We start from the raw sequence: 22036 nt of genomic DNA, 5'->3' as shown, positions 1-22036 counted from the left end.
TCGCACCCCGCCGCCGAAATCAGAAGATGCGATTGAGCAGCAGGTACAACGACCCCGACAGCAGCACCGACACCGGCAACGTCAGCACCCATGCCATCAGCAGGTTGCGCACCGTCGACACCTGCAGCCCCGACCGGTTCGCCGCCATCGTGCCGGCAACGCCCGACGACAGGACATGGGTGGTCGATACCGGCAGGCCGAGGCTGTCCGCGCCGAAGATCGTGCCCATCGCCACCAGCTCGGCCGATGCGCCCTGCGCATAGGTCAGGTGGGTCTTGCCGATCTTTTCACCGACGGTGACGACGATCCGCTTCCATCCGACCATCGTGCCAAGGCCCAGTGCAAACGCGACCGCGACCTTTACCCACAGCGGGATGAAGCGCGTGCCGGCGTCGAGCGACCCGCGATATTCGGTCAGCACCTTCTTGTCGGCTTCGGTCAGCGACAGCGACGATTCCTTCGACAGCCGCTTCACCGCTTCCGATGTCAGGTACATGTCGTTGCGCATGTTCCCGCTGACGGCGGCCGGCACCTTGGCCAGCGTGCCATATTCGCGGACCTGCTGCTCGATCGCGCCGACCATGGTGGTCACGGCAGGCACGGTATCCGGGGCCAGCTTGCGTTCGGTGATATAGCGCTGCGCCTGCGCACGGGCGGTCGCGTCGTCGGGGGTCGCGCCCTCGCCCTGCGGCATCAGCACGCGCACGGCGGCGGCGCTGTTGGTCGCGAACTGCGCCTCATATTGCGCCGGCACCGCACGGTTCAGCGCATAGGCGGTGGGCACCGTGCCGATCAGGATCAGCATGATGAGGCCCATGCCCTTCTGCCCGTCGTTCGACCCGTGGGCGAAGCTGACGCCGGTGCAGGTAAAGATCAGCAGGCAGCGGATCCATAGCGGCGGCGGCGTGTCGCCGACCGGCGCCTCGTACAGCGCCTTGTTGCGCACCAGCGCCTTCATCGCGAGGAACAGCAGCGCCGCGACCCCGAACCCGATCATCGGCGAGATCAGCAGCGCCTTGCCGATTTCGGTCGCCTTGTCCCAGTCGACGCCGGCCGAGCCGTTGCGCCCCTGCAGGATCGCATTGGCGACGCCGACGCCGATGATCGACCCGATCAGCGTGTGCGACGACGACGACGGGATGCCCAGCGCCCAGGTGGCAAGGTTCCACACGATCGCCGCGATCAGCAGCGCAAAGACCATCGCGAAGCCCGACGACGACCCGACCTGCAAGATCAGTTCGATCGGCAGCAGCGAAATGATGCCGAACGCGACCGCGCCGGTCGACATCAGCACGCCAAGGAAGTTGAAGATGCCGGACCAGACCACCGCGACATGCGCCGGCATCGAGTTGGTGTAGATGACGGTTGCGACCGCGTTGGCGGTGTCGTGGAACCCGTTCACGAATTCGAAGCCCAGCGCTATAATCAGCGCGAGCACCAGCAACGCGAACGGCATCAGCGTCAGCGGATCGACGCTGGCCGCCGATGCGTCGTGATACACGTTGTAGACGACGTAGCCGAGTGCGGCGACGATCGCCGTGGCGAATCCAAACGTACCGGCGCGACCGAAGCCGTCGTCCAGTTTCGGGCCGGGGCGTCCATCCCGCTCCAGCGCTGCGCTCGTCATCGAAATTCCCCTGCCGAATGAACCTGTCGCCCTATCGGCGAAGTGTGACAGCTTGGGGAGCGTCGCACACCGGCCGCGTCGGCATCGCGGTTCGGCGAAGCGGCCCATAGCGAACCGAATGTGCTTTGGCGATATGATGCATGAAATCCCCGTTTTCGGCCACCGGCGTTGCACTGCCGCCACATGCGACCATTGGATCAGCCCGCGCTTTCCCGCTTGACGCGGTACGTTCGACCGATGCTGTGCGGGGCGGCACAAGGAGTCGTCGCCATGGACCATCGCAACGAACCGGCGCGGGCACGCCACCGGGCGCGGATCGCGCTCGACGAACGCACCTGCCGGATGATCTGCCCGATCGCCTCGGCGATGGTCGGCGTCTGCCTGACCGGCATCGGCCTGCTGCACGTCACCATCACGCTGCGCGCGCGCCAGACGGTGGCCGACGACCTGTTGTCGGTCGACGCGCTGCTGTTCCTGATCGCGACGCTCAGCAGCTATTTCGCGCTGCGCGTACAGGGCACGGCGCGGCTGCACTGGCTGGAGCGAATCGCCGATGCGACCTTCATCGCCGCGATGCTGCTGCTGACCGCCGCCTGCTTCATCATCACCTATGCGCTGAACCGGTAGCGCCCCGCCAACATTACCGATTGTTCAGCGCGCGCTGAACCCCCGGCAATTCGCCGTCCGCTATGTCCCCCGATATGAAGGGGAATCGAACGATGCGGGTGTGGAGCGGGATCGTGGCGGCGCTGGGCATGGCGGTGGCCGTGCCCGCCAGCGCATTTGCGCCGGGGGTGTCGCCCGCCGGCCTGTGGCTCAGCCCGCACAGCAACGTCGCGGTGCGCACCGCCCCGTGCGGCGCGCGGCTGTGCGGCTGGGTGGTGTGGGCCAGCCCCGCTGCCCGCGCCGATGCGAAGGATGGCGGGGTAGAACGGCTGCTCGGTACCGAACTGCTCGAAAACTATGCCGCCGATGGCAGCGGCGCGTGGACCGGCACGGTGTTCGTGCCCGACACGGGCCGCCGCTTCGCCTCGCGCATCGACCTGCCCAATGCCGACACGCTGCGGATTCGCGGCTGCCTGTGGGGGGGGATGCTCTGCCGCAGCCAGAACTGGTCGCGCATCGCACAGGTGCCCCATGGCTGAGCTGCGCCGCCTGCTCGATCGCTATCGCACGCCGATCGGCGTCCTGGTGGTGCTGGCGCTGATCGCGCTGGGCTTCGCCGCGCTCCAGCATCTGACGCAGGAGATTCGCTTTGCCGACGTGCGCAGTGCGCTGCACGACCTGTCTGCGGCAAAGATCGTCCTCGCGCTGCTGGCCACCGCCGGCAGCTATCTGGCGCTGACCTTCTACGACCTGCTGGCGCTCCACACCATCGGCCGCCCGCTGCCGTGGCGCACCGCCGCGCTCGCATCCTTCACCAGCTATACGCTCAGCCACAATCTCGGCCTCGCCCTCCTGACCGGCGGGTCGGCGCGCTACCGCATCTACAGCGCCGCCGGCCTCGACGGCCCCGACGTCGCCCGCGTGGTCGCGATCGCCAGTGGCACCTTCTGGGCCGGGGTCGTCAGCGTCACCGGAGTCGCCCTGCTGCTGCACCCCGGGGCGCTCGACCTCGCCGGCCTCACCCTCTCGGCGACCGAGGTGCAGGTCGCCGGCTGGGCCATCGCCGCGCTGACCGTGGCGCTGCTCGGTGCCTGCGCGATCGTCCGCGCGCCGATCCGCCTGTTCGGCTTCACCCTGCCGCTGCCGGGACCGGGCCTGCTGCTGCTGCAGATCGGCATCGCGCTGGTCGATATCGCCTGCGCCAGCGCCGCGCTGTTCGTCCTGATCCCCGGCGCTGCCCCTGCGCTGCTGCCCGCCTTCATCCTCGCCTACACCCTCGGCATCGTCGCGGCGGTGGTGACCCATGTCCCCGGCGGCATCGGCGTGTTCGAAGCGGTCGTGCTGGCGGTCGTGCCCGTCGATCGCGCCACGCTGTTCGCCGCGCTGATCGCCTACCGCGTGCTCTATTACCTCTTGCCGCTCGGCTGCGGCGTACTGGTCCTCGCATGGCACGAAGGGGCACGCCAGCGGCGGCGGTCGAGCCGCTTCCTGTCGGGCATGCGCGCGGTTGCGACCGGAGTCGCCCCGCTGGCGCTCAGCGTCGCGACCTTCATGGCCGGCGCGATGCTGCTGCTGTCGGGTTCACTCCCCTCGGTCCGCGCCCGCATGGGGGACCTCGCCGCGATCCTGCCGCTACCGATGATCGAGGGCAGCTCGATCGCCGCCAGCCTGACCGGCACCGCGCTGCTGCTGCTCGCCCCCGCCCTCTATCGCCGGCTCGACGGCGCGTTCCTCGCCACCCGCATGCTGCTGATCGCTGCGGCGCTGTTCTCGATCGGCAAGGGGCTGGATTATGAGGAGGCGACCGCCTGCCTCACCGTCGCCGCCCTCCTGCAATGGACCCGCAGCGCCTTCTACCGCCGCACCGCGCTGACCGGGCAACCGGTCGGCCCCGGCTGGGTCGCGTCGGTCGCCGCCGTCATCGCGCTGACGATCTGGGCGGGCTTCTTCGCCTATCGCCATGTCGATTATTCCGAAAACCTGTGGTGGAAATTCGCGCTGCACAGCGACGCCCCCCGCTTCCTCCGCGCGACGCTGGGCGTCATCGTCATGCTGGCGGGTGCGTGCGTGTGGCGGCTGATGTCGCCGACCGCCGCGGCGGCGCGCAGCGCGCTGTCGGCGGTCGATTCGGCGACGATCCGCCGCATCCTGGCCAACGCCAACCGCACCGACACGATGCTGGCGCTGACCGGCGACAAACGGTTCCTGCTGTCCGACGCCGGCGACGCCTTCGTCATGTATCAGGTCCACGGGGCCAGCTGGGTGGTGATGGGCGATCCGGTCGGCCCGCGCGACGCCTGGGGCGAACTGCTGTGGAATCTCCGCGACCTCGCCGACCGCGATCAGGGGCGGCTGCTGCTGTACCAGATTTCGTCGCCGGTCCTCGACATCGCGATCGGCATGGGGCTGAGCATCGTCAAATATGGCGAGGATGCGGTGGTCGACTTGTGCCAGTTCACCCTCGACACCCCCCGATTGCGCGCGCTGCGCAAGTCGGAACGCGCGGTGGAGCGCAAGGGCGCGCGGATGCACATCGTCGGGGCATGCGAAATCGGTTCGGTGATGGCCGAACTTGAATCGGTTTCCGACGAATGGCTGGAGGCGAAGGCGCAGCGCGAAAAGGGCTTCAGCCTCGGCCATTTCGATCGCGCCTATCTGTCGTGCTTCGACGTGGCGGTGGTGACGATCGACGACCGCATCGTCGCCTTCGCCAACCTCTGGCTGACCGATAACCGCAAGGAAGCCTCGGTCGACCTGATGCGCCACCGCTCCGACACGCCGCCGGGCACCATGGACTTCCTGCTCGTCAACCTGATGCTGTGGGCGCAGGCACAGGGCTATGCCCGCTTCTCGCTCGGCATGGCGCCCTTGTCGGGGATCGAGGATCGCCGCCTCGCCCCCGCCTGGGCCAAGGCGGCGGCGTTCATCTTCCGCCATGGCGAACGCTTCTACGGCTTCCGGGGTCTTCGGACCTACAAGGAGAAGTTCGCGCCGGGGTGGGAGCCGCGCTACATCGCCGGCCCCGGCGGCATCGGCCTGCTGCGGGGGCTTCGCGACCTATCCCGCCTGATCGCCCGGCCCCAGCCCGCGCTTTATCTGCCCCCCGCCCCTGCTGCCGACCGGCTTGGCGTCGAACCGAAAGTACCCCAGTCATGAACCGTATCGACCGTCGTCGTCGCCTGCGCCGTCGCCTTGGCATCGGCGCGCTGCTCGCCGGGCTGCTGGTGCTGCTCGGCCTTGCCGCGCCGGCGCTGCACCTGATCGACAGCGAGTCGCTGCGCCTGTTCGACGGGGGGAAGAAGCACCCGTCGGTCGTCGCGGTCTATATCTCGGGCGACATGGGGCTGCGCTTCGGCCTTGGCAGCGAAGTCGTTCCCGCGCTTGCCGCGCATGGCATCCCGGTCGTCGGCGTCAGCTCGCCGGTGAATTTCGGCACGCGCAAGACCCGCGAACAGGTCGACGCCATCGTCACGAACGCGATCCGCACCGCCATGGCGCGCACCGGGGCGCAGCGGGTGATCCTGATGGGCCAGTCGTTCGGTGCCGACATGGTGTCGGCCACCGCCCCCGACCTGCCCGCCGACCTGCGCGCGCGAATCGCCGCGATCAGCGTCGTCGTACCCGCGCAGACCGTCTATTTCCGTTCCGACCCCACCGGCATCCTGTACCACGGCACGCCCGACGCCCGGCCGACCGCGACGATGCGCGCGCTGCACTGGGCACCGGTCATCTGCATCTATGGCCGCGAGGAAGAGGAAAGCCTGTGCCCGACGCTGCGGGGTAGCCATGCGCAGGTCGTCGGCCTGCCCGGTGGCCATTTCCTGCACCATGACGACCAGCTGGTGATCGCCACCATCCTCGCCACGCTGCGCATGGCCGATCCCGGCATACTGACCTGATTACCTTGACCTGATATTTTGTGCAGCGCACCCAAGATCGCCTTGATCCGGACAAAACGTCCACTTAATAAGGATCGCGCCGCGACAGGGACGGCGCGAAACTGCGGATCAGCGACCGATGAGCGAGCAACAGCACGACGACCAGCCGGCACAGGACACCGCCGCGCCCAAGCGCGGCAACGGCCGGGCCAAATATATTCTGATCGCGCTGGTCGTGGTCGCGGCGGTCGTCGGCATCTGGTGGTATCTCGACTATCAGAACAACGGGAAATTCCTGCAGGAAACCGATGACGCCACGGTGCAGGCCGACATGGTGACCATTGCTCCCAGGGTATCGGGCTATGTCGCCGAAGTGCTGGTGGGCGAAAATCAGGATGTGAAGGCCGGCCAGCCGCTGGTCCGCATCGATCCCCGCGACGCCCGCGCGCAGGCGGCACAGGCCGAGGCGCAGATCGCCGTCGCCGGCGCGCAGGCCGACACCGCCCGCGCGCAGATCACCGAACAATATGCCGCGATCGACCAGGCCCGCGCCCAGCTGGCCGCCGCGCGCAGCAAGGCCGCCTATGATGCGGGCGAGGTCGCGCGCTATCGCCCGCTCGCCGCATCGGGCGCCGAAACCCGCCAGACGCTGGCCCAGCTGGAGGTGACCGCGCGCCAGTCGGCAGATAACGTCCGCGCCGCCGAAGCCGCCGTCGCCGCGCAGCAGCGCCGGGTCGGCTCGCTCCAGAGCCAGGTCGCGCAGGGCCGCGCACAGGGACAGGCCGCGCGCGCGCAACTCGCCGCCGCCAGCGTCGATGTCGGCGCGACCCAGCTGACCGCGCCGATCGCCGGCCGCATCGGCGACAAGACGGTGACCATCGGCCAATATGTGCAGGCCGGCACGCGCCTCATGTCGGTCGTGCCGCTCGACCGGCTCTATATCACCGCCAATTTCAAGGAAACGCAGCTCGCGCTGATGCGGCCGGGCCAGCCGGTCGAGATCGCGGTCGACGCGCTGGACGGCGTGCCGATCGAGGGCCGCGTCGAAAGCCTGGCGCCGGGCACCGGCGCGCAATTCTCGCTGCTGCCGCCGCAGAACGCGACCGGCAACTTCACCAAGATCACGCAGCGCGTGCCGGTGCGCATCTCGATCGCCGCGACGCCGGAGGCCCGCCGCCTGCTGGTGCCCGGCCTGTCGGTATCGGTGACGGTCGACACCCGCACGGCGCGCGACGACCTGAAGAAGCTGCGCGAGCAGGCGGAGCGCTGATATGGCCAGCGCGGGCGTGACCACCGCCCCGCCGCCGCAGCAGCGGGCCGACCTCGCGGCATGGCTGGCGGTGATCGCGGGCAATCTGGGCGCGCTGATGGCGACGCTCGACATCTCGATCGTCAATTCCGCGCTGCCGACCATCCAGGGCGAAATCGGCGCCAGCGGGACCGAGGGGACGTGGATCGCCACGGCGTATCTGGTCGCCGAAATCGTCATCATCCCCATGGCCGGCTGGTTGCAGCGGATGCTGGGGATGCGGACCTTCCTGCTGATCGCCGCCGCGCTGTTCACGCTGTTCTCGGTCGTGTGCGGCATCGCCACCACCCTGCCGATGATGATTGTCGGCCGTGTGGGACAGGGGTTCACCGGCGGGGCGATGATCCCGACCGCGCAGACGATCATCGCCCAGCGCCTGCCACCGCACCAGCAGCCGGTCGGCATCGCCGTGTTCGGCGTGACCGCGATCCTGGGGCCGGTGCTGGGGCCGCTGGTTGGTGGCTGGCTGACCGAGAATATCAGCTGGCACTATGCCTTCTTCCTCAACATCCCGATCTGCGCGATCCTCGTCACCCTGCTGCTGGTCGGCCTGCCGCATGAAAAGGCGAAGCTGCACCTGTTCCGCGAGGCGGACTGGCTGGGCATCGCCGGCCTTGCGCTGGGCCTCGGCGGCCTGACCGTGTTCCTCGAGGACGGGCAGCGCGAACAATGGTTCGATTCCGAACTCATCCGCTGGATGGCGTTCACCAGCGCGGTCGGCTTCGTCCTGCTGTTCTGGGGACAGGCAACCGCGAAACGCCCGATCATCAAGCTGAAGCTGCTGCTCGACCGCCAATTCGGCGCGGTCGCGCTGATGGGCATCGTGCTGGGCGTCGTCCTGTACGGCACCAGCTATGCAATCCCGCAGTTCCTGGCCGCGCTCGCCGACTATAATGCGTTGCAGGCGGGGAAAGTCGTGCTGCTGTCGGGCATCCCCAGCCTGATCCTGATGACGATGGTCCCGATCCTGCTGAAGCGGATCGACATCCGCATCGCGGTGTCGATGGGCCTGCTCATCATGGGCACCGCCGCGCTGCTCGACGCCAGCCTCACCGCGCAATCCTCCGGCCCCGACTTCACCGTATCGCAGCTGCTGCGCGGCGTCGGCCAGATCCTGTGCATGCTGTTCCTCAGCCAGGCCTGCGTCCGATCGGTCCCGCCCGAGGATGCCGGCGACGCGTCGGGCCTGTTCAACGCGTTCCGGAACCTCGGCGGCAGCTTCTCGCTCGCCGGCATCTCGATCCTGCAGGACCAGCGGATGTATTTCCATTCGCGCCGGATGGAGGAGACGCTGAACGCCAACAGCCCCGATGTGCAGCACTATATCGCGCAACTGGGGCAGGCGGTCGGCGACCCGGCGGTCGGGTTGCGGCTGCTCGCGCAACAGATTTCGGCCGAGGCGCTGACGATGACCTACAACGACATCTTCTGGATCATGGGCATGGGCACCTTCTGCGTCCTGCCCCTCGTCCTGTTCCTGCGACCTCTGCCAAAAGGCGCCAAACCGGCGACGGTGCATTGATGACGACGCGAAGCCTTTCCCTTACCGCCCTGCTGCTGCTCGGCGCCTGCACCGTCGGCCCGGACTATGCCGGCCCGCCCGCCACCGCGTCGGACGCGGTTGCGCGCGGGACATTCGCCCGCGCGGCCGACCCGGCCTTCACCCCCGCCCCCGGCCTGGCGCGCTGGTGGGAGGGGCTGAACGACCCGCTGCTTGACCGGCTTGTCGACGATGCGCTGGTGCACAGCCCCAGCATCGACCTGGCCGTCGCCCGCGTACGCGAAGCGCAGGCCCAGCTGTCGCAGCAGCGCGCCGCGCTGAAACCCAGCGCCAGCGCCAACGCCACGGTCATCGGCGCCGAACTGCCCCCGATCCAGCCGGGCAGCGGCAGTACGCAGGTCGAATTCTACAATGTCGGCGCCAACGCCAGCTGGGAGCTCGACCTGTTCGGCGGAGGCCGCCGCAGCATCGAACAGTTCCGCGCGACCGGCGACGCACGCCTCGCCGATCTGGCCGATGTGCAGGTGTCGCTGTCGGCCGCCGTCGCGCAGGCCTATGTCGCGCTGCGCGACGTCCAGGCCCGCATCGCCTTGAGTGACGCGACCACCCGCCTGCAACAGCAGCAGCTGACCCTCACCCGCCAGCGCCTTGCCGCCGGCACCGCATCGCAATTGTCGGTCGAACGGCTCCAGACGCAGCTGGAAAATACGCAGGCGCAGGCGATCCCGCTCGCCGCACAGCGCGACGAATATTGGAACCAGCTGGCGGTGCTGACCGGCCGTACGCCGGGCGCACTCGATGCGACGCTGAAGCCCGTCGCCCCGGTCCCGCTGCCCCCGGCGCAGGTCGCAGTCGGCGACCCCGCGTCGCTGATCGCGCACCGCCCCGATGTGCGCGCCGCCGAACGCCAGCTCGCCGCCAGCACCGCCGGGGTCGGCGTGGCCAAGGCGCGCGCGCTGCCCGGCATCCGCTTCCTGGGGCTCCTTGGCCTTGGCGGCACCTCACCCGGCGACATCTTCGACCTCGGCAACATCGCCGCCATCGCCGCGCCGTCGCTCAGCTGGTCGTTCCTCGACTTCGGCAAGAACCGCGCCGCCACCCGCGTCAGCGAGGCGCAGCGCGATCAGGCCGACGCGACCTATCGCAAGACCGTGCTCGACGCGTTGCAGGATGCCGAAACCGCGTTGTCGCGCTACGGCAACAGCCGCAAACAGCTGGGCCAGCTGGTGCAGGCGGAGGCGACCGCGAAGCGCGCCACCGCGCTCAACCGGCAACGGGTGACGGCGGGCACCACCACGCTGATCGACCAGCTCGACGTCGAACGCCAGCAACTGTCGGCGACAGCCGCGGTGACGCAGGCCCGCGCCCAGCTGACCCAATATTATATCGCGGTGAACAAGGCGCTGGGCCTTGGCTGGACCGATCCGGTCAGCGCGGACGCAGGCCGTTCAGCAACAGCCGCAACGCCGTCTGCACCTGCGCGCTGACCTCGGCGTCCGACAGGAACGGGTGCACCAGGCTGCTCGCCATGCGGATCGTCAGCACCAGGTCGCGCGGCGAGATATCGTCGGCGACCTCGCCCCGCGCCTGTGCCGCAATGAGTGCGGGGGCAAGGATACGCTCCATCCGCCCGCGCAGCTCCTGAAACCGGTCGATATTGGCATAGTCGAGGTGCAGTTCGGCGGCGATCCGCGCGAACAGCGCCAGCGATTCCGCCCCGGCGCGCACCAGCCGCTCGATCGTCTCGGCGATCGGCAGGTCGGGGTCCAGCATCGCCTCGAACCGGTCGGCCCCGCGCGAAAAGATCGCGAGCGCCAGCGCCGCCCGATCGGGAAAATTACGATACAGCGTCGCGCGCCCGACGCCCGCGGCAGCGGCGATCGTCTCCAGCGGAACGCCATAGCCATGGGTCGTGAAGCAATCGGCGGCAGCGGCGATCAGCGCATCGCGGCGAAGCGCGGCATCGCGGCGCGGCGCGCGGGTCGGCCGGGGATCGGCAACGTGGGTCATCGCGTGGCTGTATCGGGAAAATGGGGAAAGGTCATGGGGGCGTACTTGCTCCACCGCCCCTTTCGTCACTCCCGCGAAGGCGGGAGTCCATAAACGCTGACGTTTCGGCAGGATTCGCAGCGGCTGCGTCTATGGGTTCCCGCCTGCGCGGGAACGACGAGTGGGGGGGGGGGGGGCCGCCCCCCCACGCCCCGAACTGGCATCCCCCGCACCAACCGACTACACGCCGCGCATGCCCCACGCCGCCGCCCCCGCAGCACCCGCGACCGCCCGCGCCGAACTGGCTGCGACGCTGCGCCTTGCCGCACCGCTGGTCGGCGCGAACCTGTTGCAGATGGCGGTCTATGCCGTCGACGTGGTGTTCGTCGCGCGGCTGGGCGAGGTCGAACTCGCCGCCGCAACGCTGGGCGTCTATGTCTACAGCGTCATCCTGTTCGCCCTGTCCGGGCTGGTCGGTGCCGCCGCGCCGATCATCGCCGCCGAACTGGGCCAGCGCCGTCATGCCGTGCGCGAGGTGCGCCGGTCGTTCCGCATGGCCGCCTGGATCGCGGTCGTCGGCAGCATCCCCTTCATGGGCATCATGGCGCATGGCGAATCGCTGCTGCTGCTTGCCGGACAGGATGTGCGGGTCGCGGCGCGCACCGATGCGTTCCTCGATATCCTGCTCTGGGCATTGATCCCCGCGCTGGCCGGCACCGTCATGCGGATCACCGCCTCGGCACTCGGCCGCCCCGGCTGGGCGATGGCGATCACCGCGATGGGGCTGGGCGTCTCGATCTTCGTCAACTGGCTGCTGGTGTTCGGCAATCTCGGTTTTCCCGCGCTCGGGCTGGAGGGGTCGGCGATCGCCAGCCTCGCCACCGCCAGCGCGATGATGCTCGCCTATGCCGCCGTCCTCGTGGTCGACCGGCGGCTGCGGCGCTTCCGCCTGTTCGGCAACTGGTGGCGCGGCGAGGGCGCGCGCCTGCGCCAGATCTTCGTACTGGGCGTGCCGATCGCCGCGACGATGACGTTCGAAGGGGCGCTGTTCTCCGCCGCCGGGTTCCTGATGGGCCGGATCGGCGTGACCGAGGTCGCGGCCCACGCCATCGCGCTGCAGATCGCCGCCTTTCTGTTTCAGGTGCCGTTCGGCATCGCGCAGGCGGCGACGATCCGCGTGGGGCTGGCCTATGGCGCGCGCGACCGGCTGTGGATTTCCCGTGCGGGCTGGTCGGCGCTGGCGGTCGGCACCGGCTTCATGGGGTTCACCGCGCTGACCCTGTGGTTGTTCCCGCGCGCGTTCCTGTCGGTCTATGTCGATGTCGATGCGCCGGCCAATGCGGCGATGATCGCGCTGGCGCTGCAATATCTGGCGATCGCCGCGATCTTCCAGCTCGCCGACGGGGCGCAGGCAGTGGCGGCGGGCGTGCTGCGCGGGGTGCAGGATACGCGGCTGCCGATGGTCATCGCGCTCATCGGCTATTGGGCGGTCGGCTTTTCCGTGTCGGTGGCGCTCGGCTTCTGGACGCCGCTCGCCGGGGTCGGCATCTGGATCGGCCTCGCCTTCGGGCTGCTCGTCGTGGCGCTGTTGCTGGTCGATCGCTGGCGCCGGCGGGAGAAACTCGGGCTGGTTCGGCCCGTCTGAACCCGGCCACGTTCCGACGGCAAAATTGTTCCACCGCGCCTTGACGCTCGCTGAACGCCTCCACATATCCGGGGCGCTGGCACTCCCCTGGGGCGAGTGCCAAGACCTGTTCAGTTAACGCAAAAGGGAATCGCGCATGAACTTCCGTCCGCTGCACGACCGCGTGCTCGTCCGCCGCGTCGAAGCCGAAGAGAAGACGCTCGGCGGGATCATCATCCCCGACACCGCCAAGGAAAAGCCGCAGGAAGGCGAAGTCGTCGCCGCCGGCGCCGGTGCCAAGAACGACAAGGGCGAGGTTTCGCCGCTCGACGTCAAGGCCGGCGACCGCATCCTGTTCGGCAAGTGGTCGGGCACCGAGGTCAAGGTGAACGGCGAAGACCTGCTGATCATGAAGGAATCGGACATCCTCGGGATCGTCGGCTGAACGACCGATCCTGATCCGGTCGCACTTGCGTGGCGAGTGTGACTTTTGTGAACTTTGACATTTGGAAAGGGTAGCCACCATGGCAGCCAAGGACGTAAAATTCGGTCGTGACGCCCGCGAACGCATCCTGCGCGGCGTCGACATCCTCGCCGACGCGGTGAAGGTGACGCTGGGGCCGAAGGGCCGCAACGTCGTCATCGACAAGTCGTTCGGCGCGCCCCGCATCACCAAGGACGGTGTGTCGGTCGCCAAGGAAATCGAACTGAAGGACAAGTTCGAGAACATGGGCGCACAGATGGTGCGCGAAGTGGCCTCGAAGACCAACGACATCGCGGGCGACGGCACCACCACCGCCACCGTGCTGGCGCAGGCGATCGTCCGCGAAGGCATGAAGTCGGTTGCCGCCGGCATGAACCCGATGGACCTGAAGCGCGGCATCGATATCGCCGTGACCAAGGTGGTCGAGGACGTGAAGTCGCGCTCGAAGCCCGTGTCGGGTTCGGCCGAAGTCGCGCAGGTCGGCATCATCTCGGCCAATGGCGACCGTGAAGTCGGCGAAAAGATCGCCGAAGCCATGGAAAAGGTCGGCAAGGAAGGCGTCATCACCGTCGAAGAGGCCAAGGGTCTCGAATTCGAACTGGACGTCGTCGAAGGCATGCAGTTCGACCGCGGCTACCTGTCGCCGTACTTCATCACCAACCCGGAAAAGATGCAGGTCGAACTGAACGACCCGTACATCCTGATCCACGAGAAGAAGCTGTCGTCGCTGCAGGCGATGCTGCCGATCCTCGAAGCGGTGGTGCAGTCGGGCCGTCCGCTCCTGATCATCGCCGAGGACATCGAAGGCGAAGCGCTGGCGACCCTGGTCGTCAACAAGCTGCGCGGCGGCCTGAAGGTCGCAGCGGTCAAGGCACCGGGCTTCGGCGATCGTCGCAAGGCGATGCTGGAAGACATCGCGATCCTGACCAAGGGCGAAGTGATCTCGGAAGACCTCGGCATCAAGCTCGAGACCGTGACGCTCGGCATGCTCGGCACCGCCAAGCGCGTGACGATCGACAAGGACAACACCATCATCGTCGACGGTGCCGGTGAAGCCGACGCGATCAAGGGCCGCACCGATGCGATCCGTCAGCAGATCGAAGTCACCTCGTCGGACTATGACCGTGAAAAGCTGCAGGAGCGTCTGGCGAAGCTCGCCGGTGGCGTCGCGGTCATCAAGGTCGGCGGTGCGACCGAGGTCGAGGTGAAGGAGCGCAAGGACCGCGTCGACGACGCGCTGCACGCAACCCGCGCAGCCGTCGAAGAAGGCATCGTCCCCGGTGGCGGCACGGCACTGCTGTACGCGACCAAGGCGCTCGACGGCGTGACCGGCGCGAACGACGACCAGACGCGCGGCGTCGACATCGTCCGCAAGTCGCTGACCGCGCTGGTGCGTCAGATCGCCCAGAATGCCGGCCATGACGGCGCTGTCGTCTCGGGCAAGCTGCTCGACCAGGACGACACCTCGTTCGGCTTCAACGCATCGACCGACGTGTACGAGAACCTCGTCGCCGCCGGCGTGATCGACCCGACCAAGGTCGTCCGCACCGCGCTGCAGAACGCGGCCTCGGTCGCCGGCCTGCTCATCACCACCGAAGCGACCGTTTCGGAACTGCCGGACGACAGCAAGGGCGGCGCAATGCCCGCCGCCGGCGGCATGGGCGGCATGGGCGGCATGGACTTCTGATTTTGGACCGGGGCAGGGAATCCCTGCCCCGGACACGAAATCGGAACGGCCGGCGGGTGCCACGGCACCCGACCGACGGGCACCGGCTTTGCCGGTGCCGGTTCCGACCCGACAGAAAAAGGCCGGAAGGGACACCCCTTCCGGCCTTTTTCACGTCAACCATATCCAGGTTAACGACCCGGCAATCCCAAGCGGTTACGTGGACCGCGAAGGGATTTCCACGACGATGCGATCAGGATGCAAGGGCTGCCGCGAAGACCAGCCCGATTTCGCGATCGCCATGGCGTTTCAGCCGATCGTCGATGCCGACACCGGCCTCCCCTTCGCGTTCGAGGCACTGGTGCGCGGCAAGGGCGGCGAAGGCGCGGCACAGGTGCTGGCGCAGGTCACACCCGACAATCGCTATGCCTTCGACCAGCAATGCCGCACGGCGGCGATCGAGGGCGCTGTCGCGGCCGGCATCCTGTCCACAGGTGCGAAGCTGTCGATCAACTTCCTCCCCAACGCCGTCTATTCCCCCGTAGCCTGCATCCAGGCGACCCTCGCGGCGGCGCGCACCTACGCCTTTCCGACCGACCGGTTGATCTTCGAATTCACCGAGAATGAGGAGATGGGCGACACCGACCATGTCCGCAACATCGTCGAAACCTATCGCGCGATGGGCTTCGCCACCGCCCTGGATGATTTCGGTGCGGGCCATGCCGGGCTGGGCCTGCTTGCCAATTTCCAGACCGATTATCTGAAGCTCGACATGGACCTGATCCGCGGCATCGACGTCAGCGTCCCCCGCCGGCTGATCGTCGAGGGGATGGTGCGGATCGCGACCTCGCTCGGCATGGCCGTGATCGCCGAGGGGATCGAGACGCCGGCGGAATATGCCGTGCTGCGTGATCTCGGCATCCGCTATATCCAGGGCTACCTGCTCGCCCGCCCCGGCTTTCGCATGTTGCCCGATATCCTGCTGCCGGCAACCCCGCTCGCCGCCTGATCGCTACCGCGCCGGCTTCCACAGCTGCGTCTGACAGAAGAACGCGATGCAACCCTGTACCTTCAGCGACCCGTCGGCGTTCTTCGACACGATCGACTTGTAGCTCTTGCCGTTGCGCGGATCGTAGATGCGCCCGCGCCAGTCGCTGCCGGCATCGGCAAAGCCCGACAGGATCGGCATGCCGAGGATCGGCCGCGTCCGCAGCGCCGGGTCGCCGTTGTTCACATCGGTCGTCGGCGCGCCGGGGGTAGCCTTCACGATACGGACCAGCCGACCGCACAATTTGTCACCGCAGCGCGCGACCTCGATCACGCCCGCGCCGTCCTCGGTCAGATAGCGTCCGGTGATCGGCGTCGCGGCGAGTGCCGGGGTCGCCAGCGCGACCGCCGTTACCGCCAGCGCGCGAGCGATCACTTGAAATTGTCCGCATAGGCCTGCAGCTTCAACGTCCGCTCGGGTGCCGGAATGACATGGAATGCGATCCCCTCACGCGTCGCATAGTCAGTGGCGGCGTCGAGCGACGGGAACTTCAGCTTCACCTGCTCGCGCGTATCGCCCGATCCCGCCCAGCCGGTCAGCGGATCGGCCTGCTTCGGCTCGGCCGGCTCGAACTCCAGCATCCAGGTATGCGTCTTGGCGCGACCCGACTGCATGGCGTTCTTGGGGATCTGGTAGATACGGGCGTTGGGCATGGACGATACCTTGTAAGCGATCGCTGGTTCGCGCCCTGCATAGCAAAGCCCACGCCGCTTTCCAGCAGAGTCGCGCAGGCAGATCGTGCGAATCATTGTTTGCTGGCGGAACCGGTAGCGGTGGTGGAGGATTTTTTTAGCGGGTCCGAGGCTACAGGCCAGCATTTCCGCCATGCTCGCCCTCTATTGCACTTGCGATCTATTATCAATAAAGGTCGCTTTAGGGTTGTTTCTCGTGGGAAAACGCCGTAAAGCCCCGCGCGTCGCGGCAGGACCGCGTCCGAACTTGCTACGGAGAGAGACGTCTTGGCTCGCAAGAAGATCGCGCTGATCGGCGCTGGCAACATCGGCGGGACCCTCGCCCACCTCGCCGCCCTCAAGGGGCTGGGCGATATCGTTCTGTTCGACGTGGTGGAAGGCGTGCCGCAGGGCAAGGCGCTCGACCTGTCGCAGTGCGGACCCGTCGAAGGGTTCGACGCGACGATCACCGGCACCAACGACTATGCCGACATCGCGGGCGCGGACGTCATCATCGTCACCGCCGGTGTCGCGCGCAAGCCCGGCATGAGCCGCGACGACCTGCTCGGCATCAACCTGAAGGTGATGAAGGCCGTCGGCGAGGGCATCAAGGCCAACGCCCCCGACGCATTCGTCATCTGCATCACCAACCCGCTCGACGCGATGGTGTGGGCGCTGCGCGAGTTCTCGGGCCTGCCGCACAACAAGGTCGTCGGCATGGCCGGCGTCCTCGACAGCGCGCGCTTCAGCCATTTTCTGGCGGACGAATTCAAGGTGTCGGTCAAGGACGTCAACAGCTTCGTGCTGGGCGGCCACGGCGACACGATGGTCCCGGTCCTCGAATATTCGACCGTCAGCGGCATCCCGGTCACCGACCTGATCGCGATGGGCATGTCGACCCAGGAGCGCGTCGACGCGATCGTCAAGCGCACCCGTGGTGGCGGCGGCGAGATCGTCGGCCTGCTGAAGACCGGCTCGGCCTTCTACGCGCCCGCCACCAGCGGTATCGCGATGGCCGAAGCCTATCTCTACGACCAGAAGCGCGTCCTGCCCTGCGCGGCGCACCTGTCGGGTGAATATGGCGTCGACGGCTTGTATGTCGGCGTGCCCGTCGTGATCGGTGCCGGCGGCGTCGAGAAGATCGTCGAAGTGAAGCTGGGCGACGAAGCCAAGGCGAACCTTCAGGTCTCGGTCGACGCGGTCAAGGAACTGCTGGTCGCCTGCAAGGGCATCGACGAAAGCCTCGCCTGACAAATACCGTACCCCCGCGCAGGCGGGGGTCCAGGGTAACGGAGCGTAACGCTCGTGGCTCTGGATCCCCGCCTGCACGGGGATACATGAGGGCGGCGGATGAAGGCTGGGTTCGTCTACATCGTCGCCAGCCGACGGAACGGAACGATCTATACCGGTTCGACAAGCAACCTGATCCAGCGCGTTCATCAGCATCGTAGCGGTACGGTTGAAGGATTTACGAGCGAACACGACTGCACCCTTCTGGTCTGGTACGAATGCCATGACGATCTGCAGGAAGCGCGGCTTCGCGAACGGCGGATCAAGAAATGGAACCGTGACTGGAAGTTGCGGCTGATCGAAGAGAACAACCCCGGCTGGCACGATCTGTTCGGACAGCTGACCTGATTTTCGCTCCGGCAACGGGGCACGCAAGGGAAACGAAGATGAGCATCCTCGTCAACAAGAACACCAAGGTCATCACCCAAGGGATGACCGGCGAAACCGGCAGCTTCCATACCAAGGCGGCGCTGGAATATGGCACGCAGATGGTCGGCGGCGTGACGCCGGGCAAGGGCGGTTCCGAGCACCTCGGCCTCCCCGTCTACAACACCGTCGCCGAAGCCAAGTCGAAGACCGGTGCCGACGCCTCGGTCATCTACGTTCCGCCGCCCTTCGCCGCCGATTCGATCCTCGAGGCGATCGACGCCGAAATCCCGCTGATCGTCGCGATCACCGAAGGCATTCCGGTGCTGGACATGGTGAAGGTAAAGCGCGCTCTCAGTGGCTCGAAGTCGCGGCTGATCGGCCCGAACTGCCCCGGCGTGCTGACGCCGGGCGAGTGCAAGATCGGCATCATGCCGGGTTCGATCTTCAAGAAGGGTTCGGTCGGCGTCGTCTCGCGCTCGGGCACGCTGACCTATGAAGCGGTGTTCCAGACCTCGAACGCCGGCCTTGGCCAGACGACCGCCGTCGGCATCGGTGGTGATCCGGTCAACGGCACGAACTTCATCGACGTGCTCGAACTGTTCCTCGCCGACGACGAAACCCAGTCGATCATCATGATCGGCGAGATCGGTGGCGATGCGGAAGAACAGGCCGCGCAGTTCCTGATCGACGAGGCCAAGCGTGGCCGCAAGAAGCCGATGGCCGGCTTCATCGCGGGCCGCACCGCCCCTCCGGGCCGTCGCATGGGCCATGCCGGCGCGATCGTGTCGGGCGGCAAGGGCGATGCGGAAAGCAAGATCGCGGCGATGGAAGCAGCAGGCATCAAGGTCGCGGCATCGCCCAGCGAACTCGGCTCGACGCTGCTCGAAGTGCTGAACGGTTGAACGAACGTGCCCTGCGCGGCGTTCGCGCGGGGCACGTCCCGGTTGGACCGGGACTGAACGACAGGAAGTGACCATGGGCTACGAAGGCCAGGATTTCGACATCGCCGCCGGCGTCAGCCCGGCATTCGTGGAAACGCTCTATGGTCGCTACCGCGAGGACCCCTCGTCGGTCGACGCCGGCTGGCGCCAGTGGTTCGACGGGCTGGAGGGTGCGACCCAGCACCCCAGCTGGCAGAGCAAGCGCTGGCCGCTGAGCGACACCGACGAGCTGACCGCCGCGCTCGACCCGACGCAGATGGAGCCGGCGCCCAAGCCCGCGCGTGGCGGCAAGCCCGCCCCGGCCGCCGCTGCGCCTGCCGCCCCCAAGGTCGATGTGGCCAAGGCCGCCGGCGACGCGATCCGCGCGCAGCTGCTGATCCGCACCTATCGCGTGCGCGGCCACCTTGCCGCCAATCTCGATCCGCTGGGCCTCGCCCGTCGCGAGCTGCCCGACGATCTGCGCACCGAATATTACGGTTTCTCCGATGCCGAAGTCGATACGCCGGTGTATCTCGGCGGGTCGCTCGGCCTCGAATGGGCGACGCTGCGCGAAATCGTCGACATCCTGCGCGCCAATTACTGCGGCAATGTCGGCCTCGAATATATGCACATCGCGGACGTGGAGGAGCGCAAGTTCCTGCAGGACCGGATGGAAGGCCGCGACAAGGCGATCCAGTTCAGCCCCGAAGGCAAGCGCGCGATCCTCGCCAAGGTCATCGAGGCGGAACAGTGGGAGAAGTTCCTCGGCCGCAAATATGTCGGCACGAAGCGCTTCGGCCTCGACGGAGGTGAATCGATGATCCCGGCGCTCGAAGCGGTCATCAAGTACGGCGGCCAGCTCGGCGTGCGCGAGATCGTGTACGGCATGGCGCACCGTGGTCGCCTGAACGTGCTGACCAACGTGATGGCCAAGCCGTTCCGCGTGCTGTTCCACGAATTCGCCGGCGGCAGCGCCAACCCGGACGACATCGGCGGGTCGGGCGACGTGAAGTACCACCTCGGCACCTCCACCGACCGCACCTTCGACGATGTGTCGGTGCATATGTCGCTGGTCGCGAATCCCAGCCACCTCGAAGCGGTCAACCCGGTCGTGCTGGGCAAGGTGCGTGCGCAGCAGACCTTCCGCGGCGACCTCGAAAAGCACGAGCAGGTCCTGCCCGTCCTGATCCATGGCGACGCGGCGTTCGCTGGCCAGGGGATCGTGTGGGAATGCCTCGGCTTCTCCGGCATCCGCGGCTACAACACCGGCGGCTGCGTCCATTTCATCATCAACAACCAGGTCGGCTTTACGACGTCGCCGCAGTTCGCGCGCTCGTCGCCCTATCCGTCGGACGTGGCGAAGGGTGTGCAGGCGCCGATCTTCCACGTGAACGGCGACGATCCCGAGGCGGTGACCTTCGCCACCAAGATGGCGATCGAGTTCCGCCAGCAGTTCAAACGCGACATCGTCATCGACATGTGGTGCTATCGCCGCTTCGGCCATAACGAAGGCGACGAACCGTCCTTCACCCAGCCGCTGATGTACGCCAAGATCAAGGGCCATCCCGGCGTCAGCGAAATCTATGGCAAGCGGTTGCAGGAAGAAGGCGTGATCGACGGCGAGTTCGTCGCCGCCAAGACCGCCGAGTTCACCCAGCTGCTGGAAGGCGAGTTCGAGAGCGCCAAGAGCTACAAGGCCAACCGCGCCGACTGGTTCGCCGGGCGCTGGTCGGGGCTGCACGCACCGATGGATGCCGAAGGATCGCGCCGTTCGGTCGATACCGGCATCGAACAAAAGCTGTTCGATTCGATCGGCCGCACGCTGACGACCGTTCCCGACGACCTGCAGGTCCACAAGACGCTGACCCGGGTGCTCGATGCCAAGCGCGGCATGTTCACCAGCGGCGAGGGCTTCGATTGGGCAACGGCCGAGGCGCTGGCGTTCGGTTCGCTGCTGTCGGAAGGCTTCGGCGTCCGCCTGTCGGGGCAGGATTCGGGTCGCGGCACCTTCTCGCAGCGGCACGCGGTGTGGGTCGACCAGAGCGACGAGCACAAGTTCGTGCCGCTCCAGACGATCGAACATGGCAGCTTCGAAGTGCTCGACAGCCCGCTGTCCGAATATGGCGTGCTGGGTTTCGAGTATGGCTATGCCCTTGCCGATCCGAAGGCGCTGGTGATCTGGGAAGCGCAGTTCGGCGATTTCGCCAACGGCGCGCAGATCATGATCGACCAGTTCATCGCGGCGGGCGAAGCCAAGTGGCTGCGCGCCAACGGCCTCGTGATGATGCTGCCGCACGGCTATGAAGGCCAGGGTCCGGAGCATAGCTCGGCGCGCCTCGAACGCTTCCTGCAGCTGTGCGCGGGCGACAATATGCAGGTCGCCAACGTCACCTCGCCGGCCAACCTGTTCCACCTGCTGCGCCGGCAGATGCACCGCAACTTCCGTAAACCCCTGGTCATCATGACGCCCAAGTCGCTGCTGCGGCACAAGATGGCGGTGTCGAAGACCGAGGACTTCCTGCCGGGTACGCATTTCAAGCGGCTGCTGTCCGATCCGTCGGCACCGGCGGATGCGAACACGACCCGTCTGGTGCTGTGTTCGGGCAAGGTCGCGTTCGACCTGATCGAGGCGCGCGATGCGGCAGGCGACACGTCGACGCAGATCGTCCGCGTGGAACAGATTTATCCGTTCCCGTCGGACGCGCTGGTCGCGCGGTTGCAGAAGCTGCCCAACCTGACCGATGTGGTCTGGGCGCAGGAAGAGCCGAAGAACAACGGTTCGTGGTTCCTGACCGAACCGGCGATCGAGGAAGCGCTGGCCGAGGCCGGATCGCCGGTCGCCCGCGCCCGCTACGCCGGTCGTGCGGCAGCGGCATCGCCCGCCACCGGCCTGATGAAGCGTCACCAGGCCGAACAGGGCGCGCTGGTCGCCGATGCGCTCGGCCACAATGTGCGCGACGAAATCCGTCGTACCCGCCAGTCCGAAAGCGCAGCCGCCGCCGATAAGGTCGCGAAGGCCGCGTCGTAACCCAATGTGCTCGCCCCGGGTGGGGC

19 protein-coding genes are annotated in these 22036 nt (G+C 67.3%); 15 read left to right on the top strand and 4 right to left on the bottom strand.

What is annotated here, in order from left to right; all coding sequences use genetic code 11:
* Positions 1–19: 19 nt before the first annotated feature.
* Positions 20–1627, bottom strand: a complete 1608-nt coding sequence (locus ASE67_RS05670; RefSeq protein ID WP_156347718.1) for an inorganic phosphate transporter — start codon at positions 1625–1627, stop codon at positions 20–22.
* Between the two features lie 270 nt (positions 1628–1897).
* Here ASE67_RS05670 and ASE67_RS05665 point away from each other — a divergent pair, with 270 nt between their 5' ends.
* The 7 genes from ASE67_RS05665 to ASE67_RS05635 all read left to right on the top strand — a co-directional run bounded on the left by ASE67_RS05665 (position 1898) and on the right by ASE67_RS05635 (position 10408).
* A complete protein-coding gene (locus ASE67_RS05665) occupies positions 1898–2254 on the top strand; it encodes a hypothetical protein (protein ID WP_055757689.1) in 357 nt (118 codons plus the stop codon).
* Between the two features lie 74 nt (positions 2255–2328).
* A complete protein-coding gene (locus ASE67_RS05660) occupies positions 2329–2772 on the top strand; it encodes a DUF2147 domain-containing protein (protein ID WP_235511804.1) in 444 nt (147 codons plus the stop codon).
* The gene (gene mprF, locus ASE67_RS05655) at positions 2765–5389 is read left to right on the top strand and encodes a bifunctional lysylphosphatidylglycerol flippase/synthetase MprF (RefSeq protein ID WP_055757685.1); all 2625 of its coding nucleotides are present in this window, start codon (positions 2765–2767) and stop codon (positions 5387–5389) included. The genes ASE67_RS05660 and mprF overlap by 8 nt, the downstream gene beginning before the upstream one ends.
* Positions 5386–6132 (top strand): AcvB/VirJ family lysyl-phosphatidylglycerol hydrolase, encoded by a 747-nt coding sequence (locus tag ASE67_RS05650; protein WP_055757683.1) that lies wholly within the window; start codon positions 5386–5388, stop codon positions 6130–6132. The genes mprF and ASE67_RS05650 overlap by 4 nt, the downstream gene beginning before the upstream one ends.
* A 118-nt stretch (positions 6133–6250) precedes the next feature.
* Positions 6251–7381, top strand: coding sequence for an HlyD family secretion protein (locus ASE67_RS05645; RefSeq protein ID WP_055757682.1), 1131 nt, complete (start codon positions 6251–6253; stop codon positions 7379–7381).
* A 1-nt stretch (position 7382) separates the two neighbouring features.
* Positions 7383–8942, top strand: coding sequence for an MDR family MFS transporter (locus ASE67_RS05640; protein ID WP_055757679.1), 1560 nt, complete (start codon positions 7383–7385; stop codon positions 8940–8942).
* Positions 8942–10408, top strand: a complete 1467-nt coding sequence (locus tag ASE67_RS05635; protein WP_055757677.1) for an efflux transporter outer membrane subunit — start codon at positions 8942–8944, stop codon at positions 10406–10408. The genes ASE67_RS05640 and ASE67_RS05635 overlap by 1 nt, the downstream gene beginning before the upstream one ends.
* Here the strand turns inward: ASE67_RS05635 and ASE67_RS18715 are convergent.
* Entirely contained in the window at positions 10350–10931 is a 582-nt protein-coding gene (locus ASE67_RS18715) for a TetR/AcrR family transcriptional regulator (protein WP_055757675.1), read from the bottom strand. The two genes, ASE67_RS05635 and ASE67_RS18715, sit on opposite strands and share 59 nt — an antisense overlap.
* 232 nt (positions 10932–11163) lie before the next feature.
* On the opposite strand from ASE67_RS18715, the gene ASE67_RS05625 reads away from it, so the two are divergent.
* The 4 genes from ASE67_RS05625 to ASE67_RS05610 all read left to right on the top strand — a co-directional run bounded on the left by ASE67_RS05625 (position 11164) and on the right by ASE67_RS05610 (position 15693).
* Entirely contained in the window at positions 11164–12555 is a 1392-nt protein-coding gene (locus tag ASE67_RS05625; protein ID WP_055757673.1) for an MATE family efflux transporter, read from the top strand.
* A gap of 136 nt (positions 12556–12691) precedes the next feature.
* Entirely contained in the window at positions 12692–12979 is a 288-nt protein-coding gene (groES, locus tag ASE67_RS05620) for a co-chaperone GroES (RefSeq protein WP_055757672.1), read from the top strand.
* A gap of 79 nt (positions 12980–13058) precedes the next feature.
* Positions 13059–14705 carry a chaperonin GroEL gene (gene groL / locus ASE67_RS05615; RefSeq protein WP_055757669.1) on the top strand — a complete coding sequence of 549 codons (1647 nt, stop codon included), beginning with the start codon at positions 13059–13061 and terminating at the stop codon, positions 14703–14705.
* Between the two features lie 226 nt (positions 14706–14931).
* Positions 14932–15693 (top strand): EAL domain-containing protein, encoded by a 762-nt coding sequence (locus tag ASE67_RS05610; RefSeq protein WP_235511803.1) that lies wholly within the window; start codon positions 14932–14934, stop codon positions 15691–15693.
* A 3-nt stretch (positions 15694–15696) separates the two neighbouring features.
* Here the strand turns inward: ASE67_RS05610 and ASE67_RS05605 are convergent, their stop codons facing one another.
* Positions 15697–16107 (bottom strand): DUF2147 domain-containing protein, encoded by a 411-nt coding sequence (locus tag ASE67_RS05605; RefSeq protein ID WP_055757667.1) that lies wholly within the window; start codon positions 16105–16107, stop codon positions 15697–15699.
* Positions 16104–16385 (bottom strand): ETC complex I subunit, encoded by a 282-nt coding sequence (locus ASE67_RS05600; protein ID WP_055757665.1) that lies wholly within the window; start codon positions 16383–16385, stop codon positions 16104–16106. The genes ASE67_RS05605 and ASE67_RS05600 overlap by 4 nt, the downstream gene beginning before the upstream one ends.
* A gap of 306 nt (positions 16386–16691) precedes the next feature.
* On the opposite strand from ASE67_RS05600, the gene mdh reads away from it, so the two are divergent.
* The 4 genes from mdh (at position 16692) to ASE67_RS05580 (ending at position 22010) form a co-directional block, all read left to right on the top strand.
* Complete coding sequence (gene mdh / locus ASE67_RS05595) at positions 16692–17654, top strand: malate dehydrogenase (protein ID WP_055757664.1); 963 nt, start codon at positions 16692–16694, stop codon at positions 17652–17654.
* A 99-nt stretch (positions 17655–17753) separates the two neighbouring features.
* Positions 17754–18041 carry a GIY-YIG nuclease family protein gene (locus tag ASE67_RS05590; protein WP_055757659.1) on the top strand — a complete coding sequence of 96 codons (288 nt, stop codon included), beginning with the start codon at positions 17754–17756 and terminating at the stop codon, positions 18039–18041.
* A 38-nt stretch (positions 18042–18079) separates the two neighbouring features.
* Positions 18080–18964, top strand: coding sequence for a succinate--CoA ligase subunit alpha (sucD, locus tag ASE67_RS05585; RefSeq protein WP_055757657.1), 885 nt, complete (start codon positions 18080–18082; stop codon positions 18962–18964).
* Between the two features lie 73 nt (positions 18965–19037).
* Positions 19038–22010, top strand: a complete 2973-nt coding sequence (locus ASE67_RS05580) for a 2-oxoglutarate dehydrogenase E1 component (RefSeq protein WP_082456966.1) — start codon at positions 19038–19040, stop codon at positions 22008–22010.
* Positions 22011–22036: the final 26 nt, after the last annotated feature.

It is taken from the genome of Sphingomonas sp. Leaf23 (genome assembly GCF_001421585.1).
Lineage (GTDB): Bacteria > Pseudomonadota > Alphaproteobacteria > Sphingomonadales > Sphingomonadaceae > Sphingomonas.
Note: the sequence above shows the minus strand (reverse complement) of the source record. Positions and strands in the feature narration are given on the sequence as shown.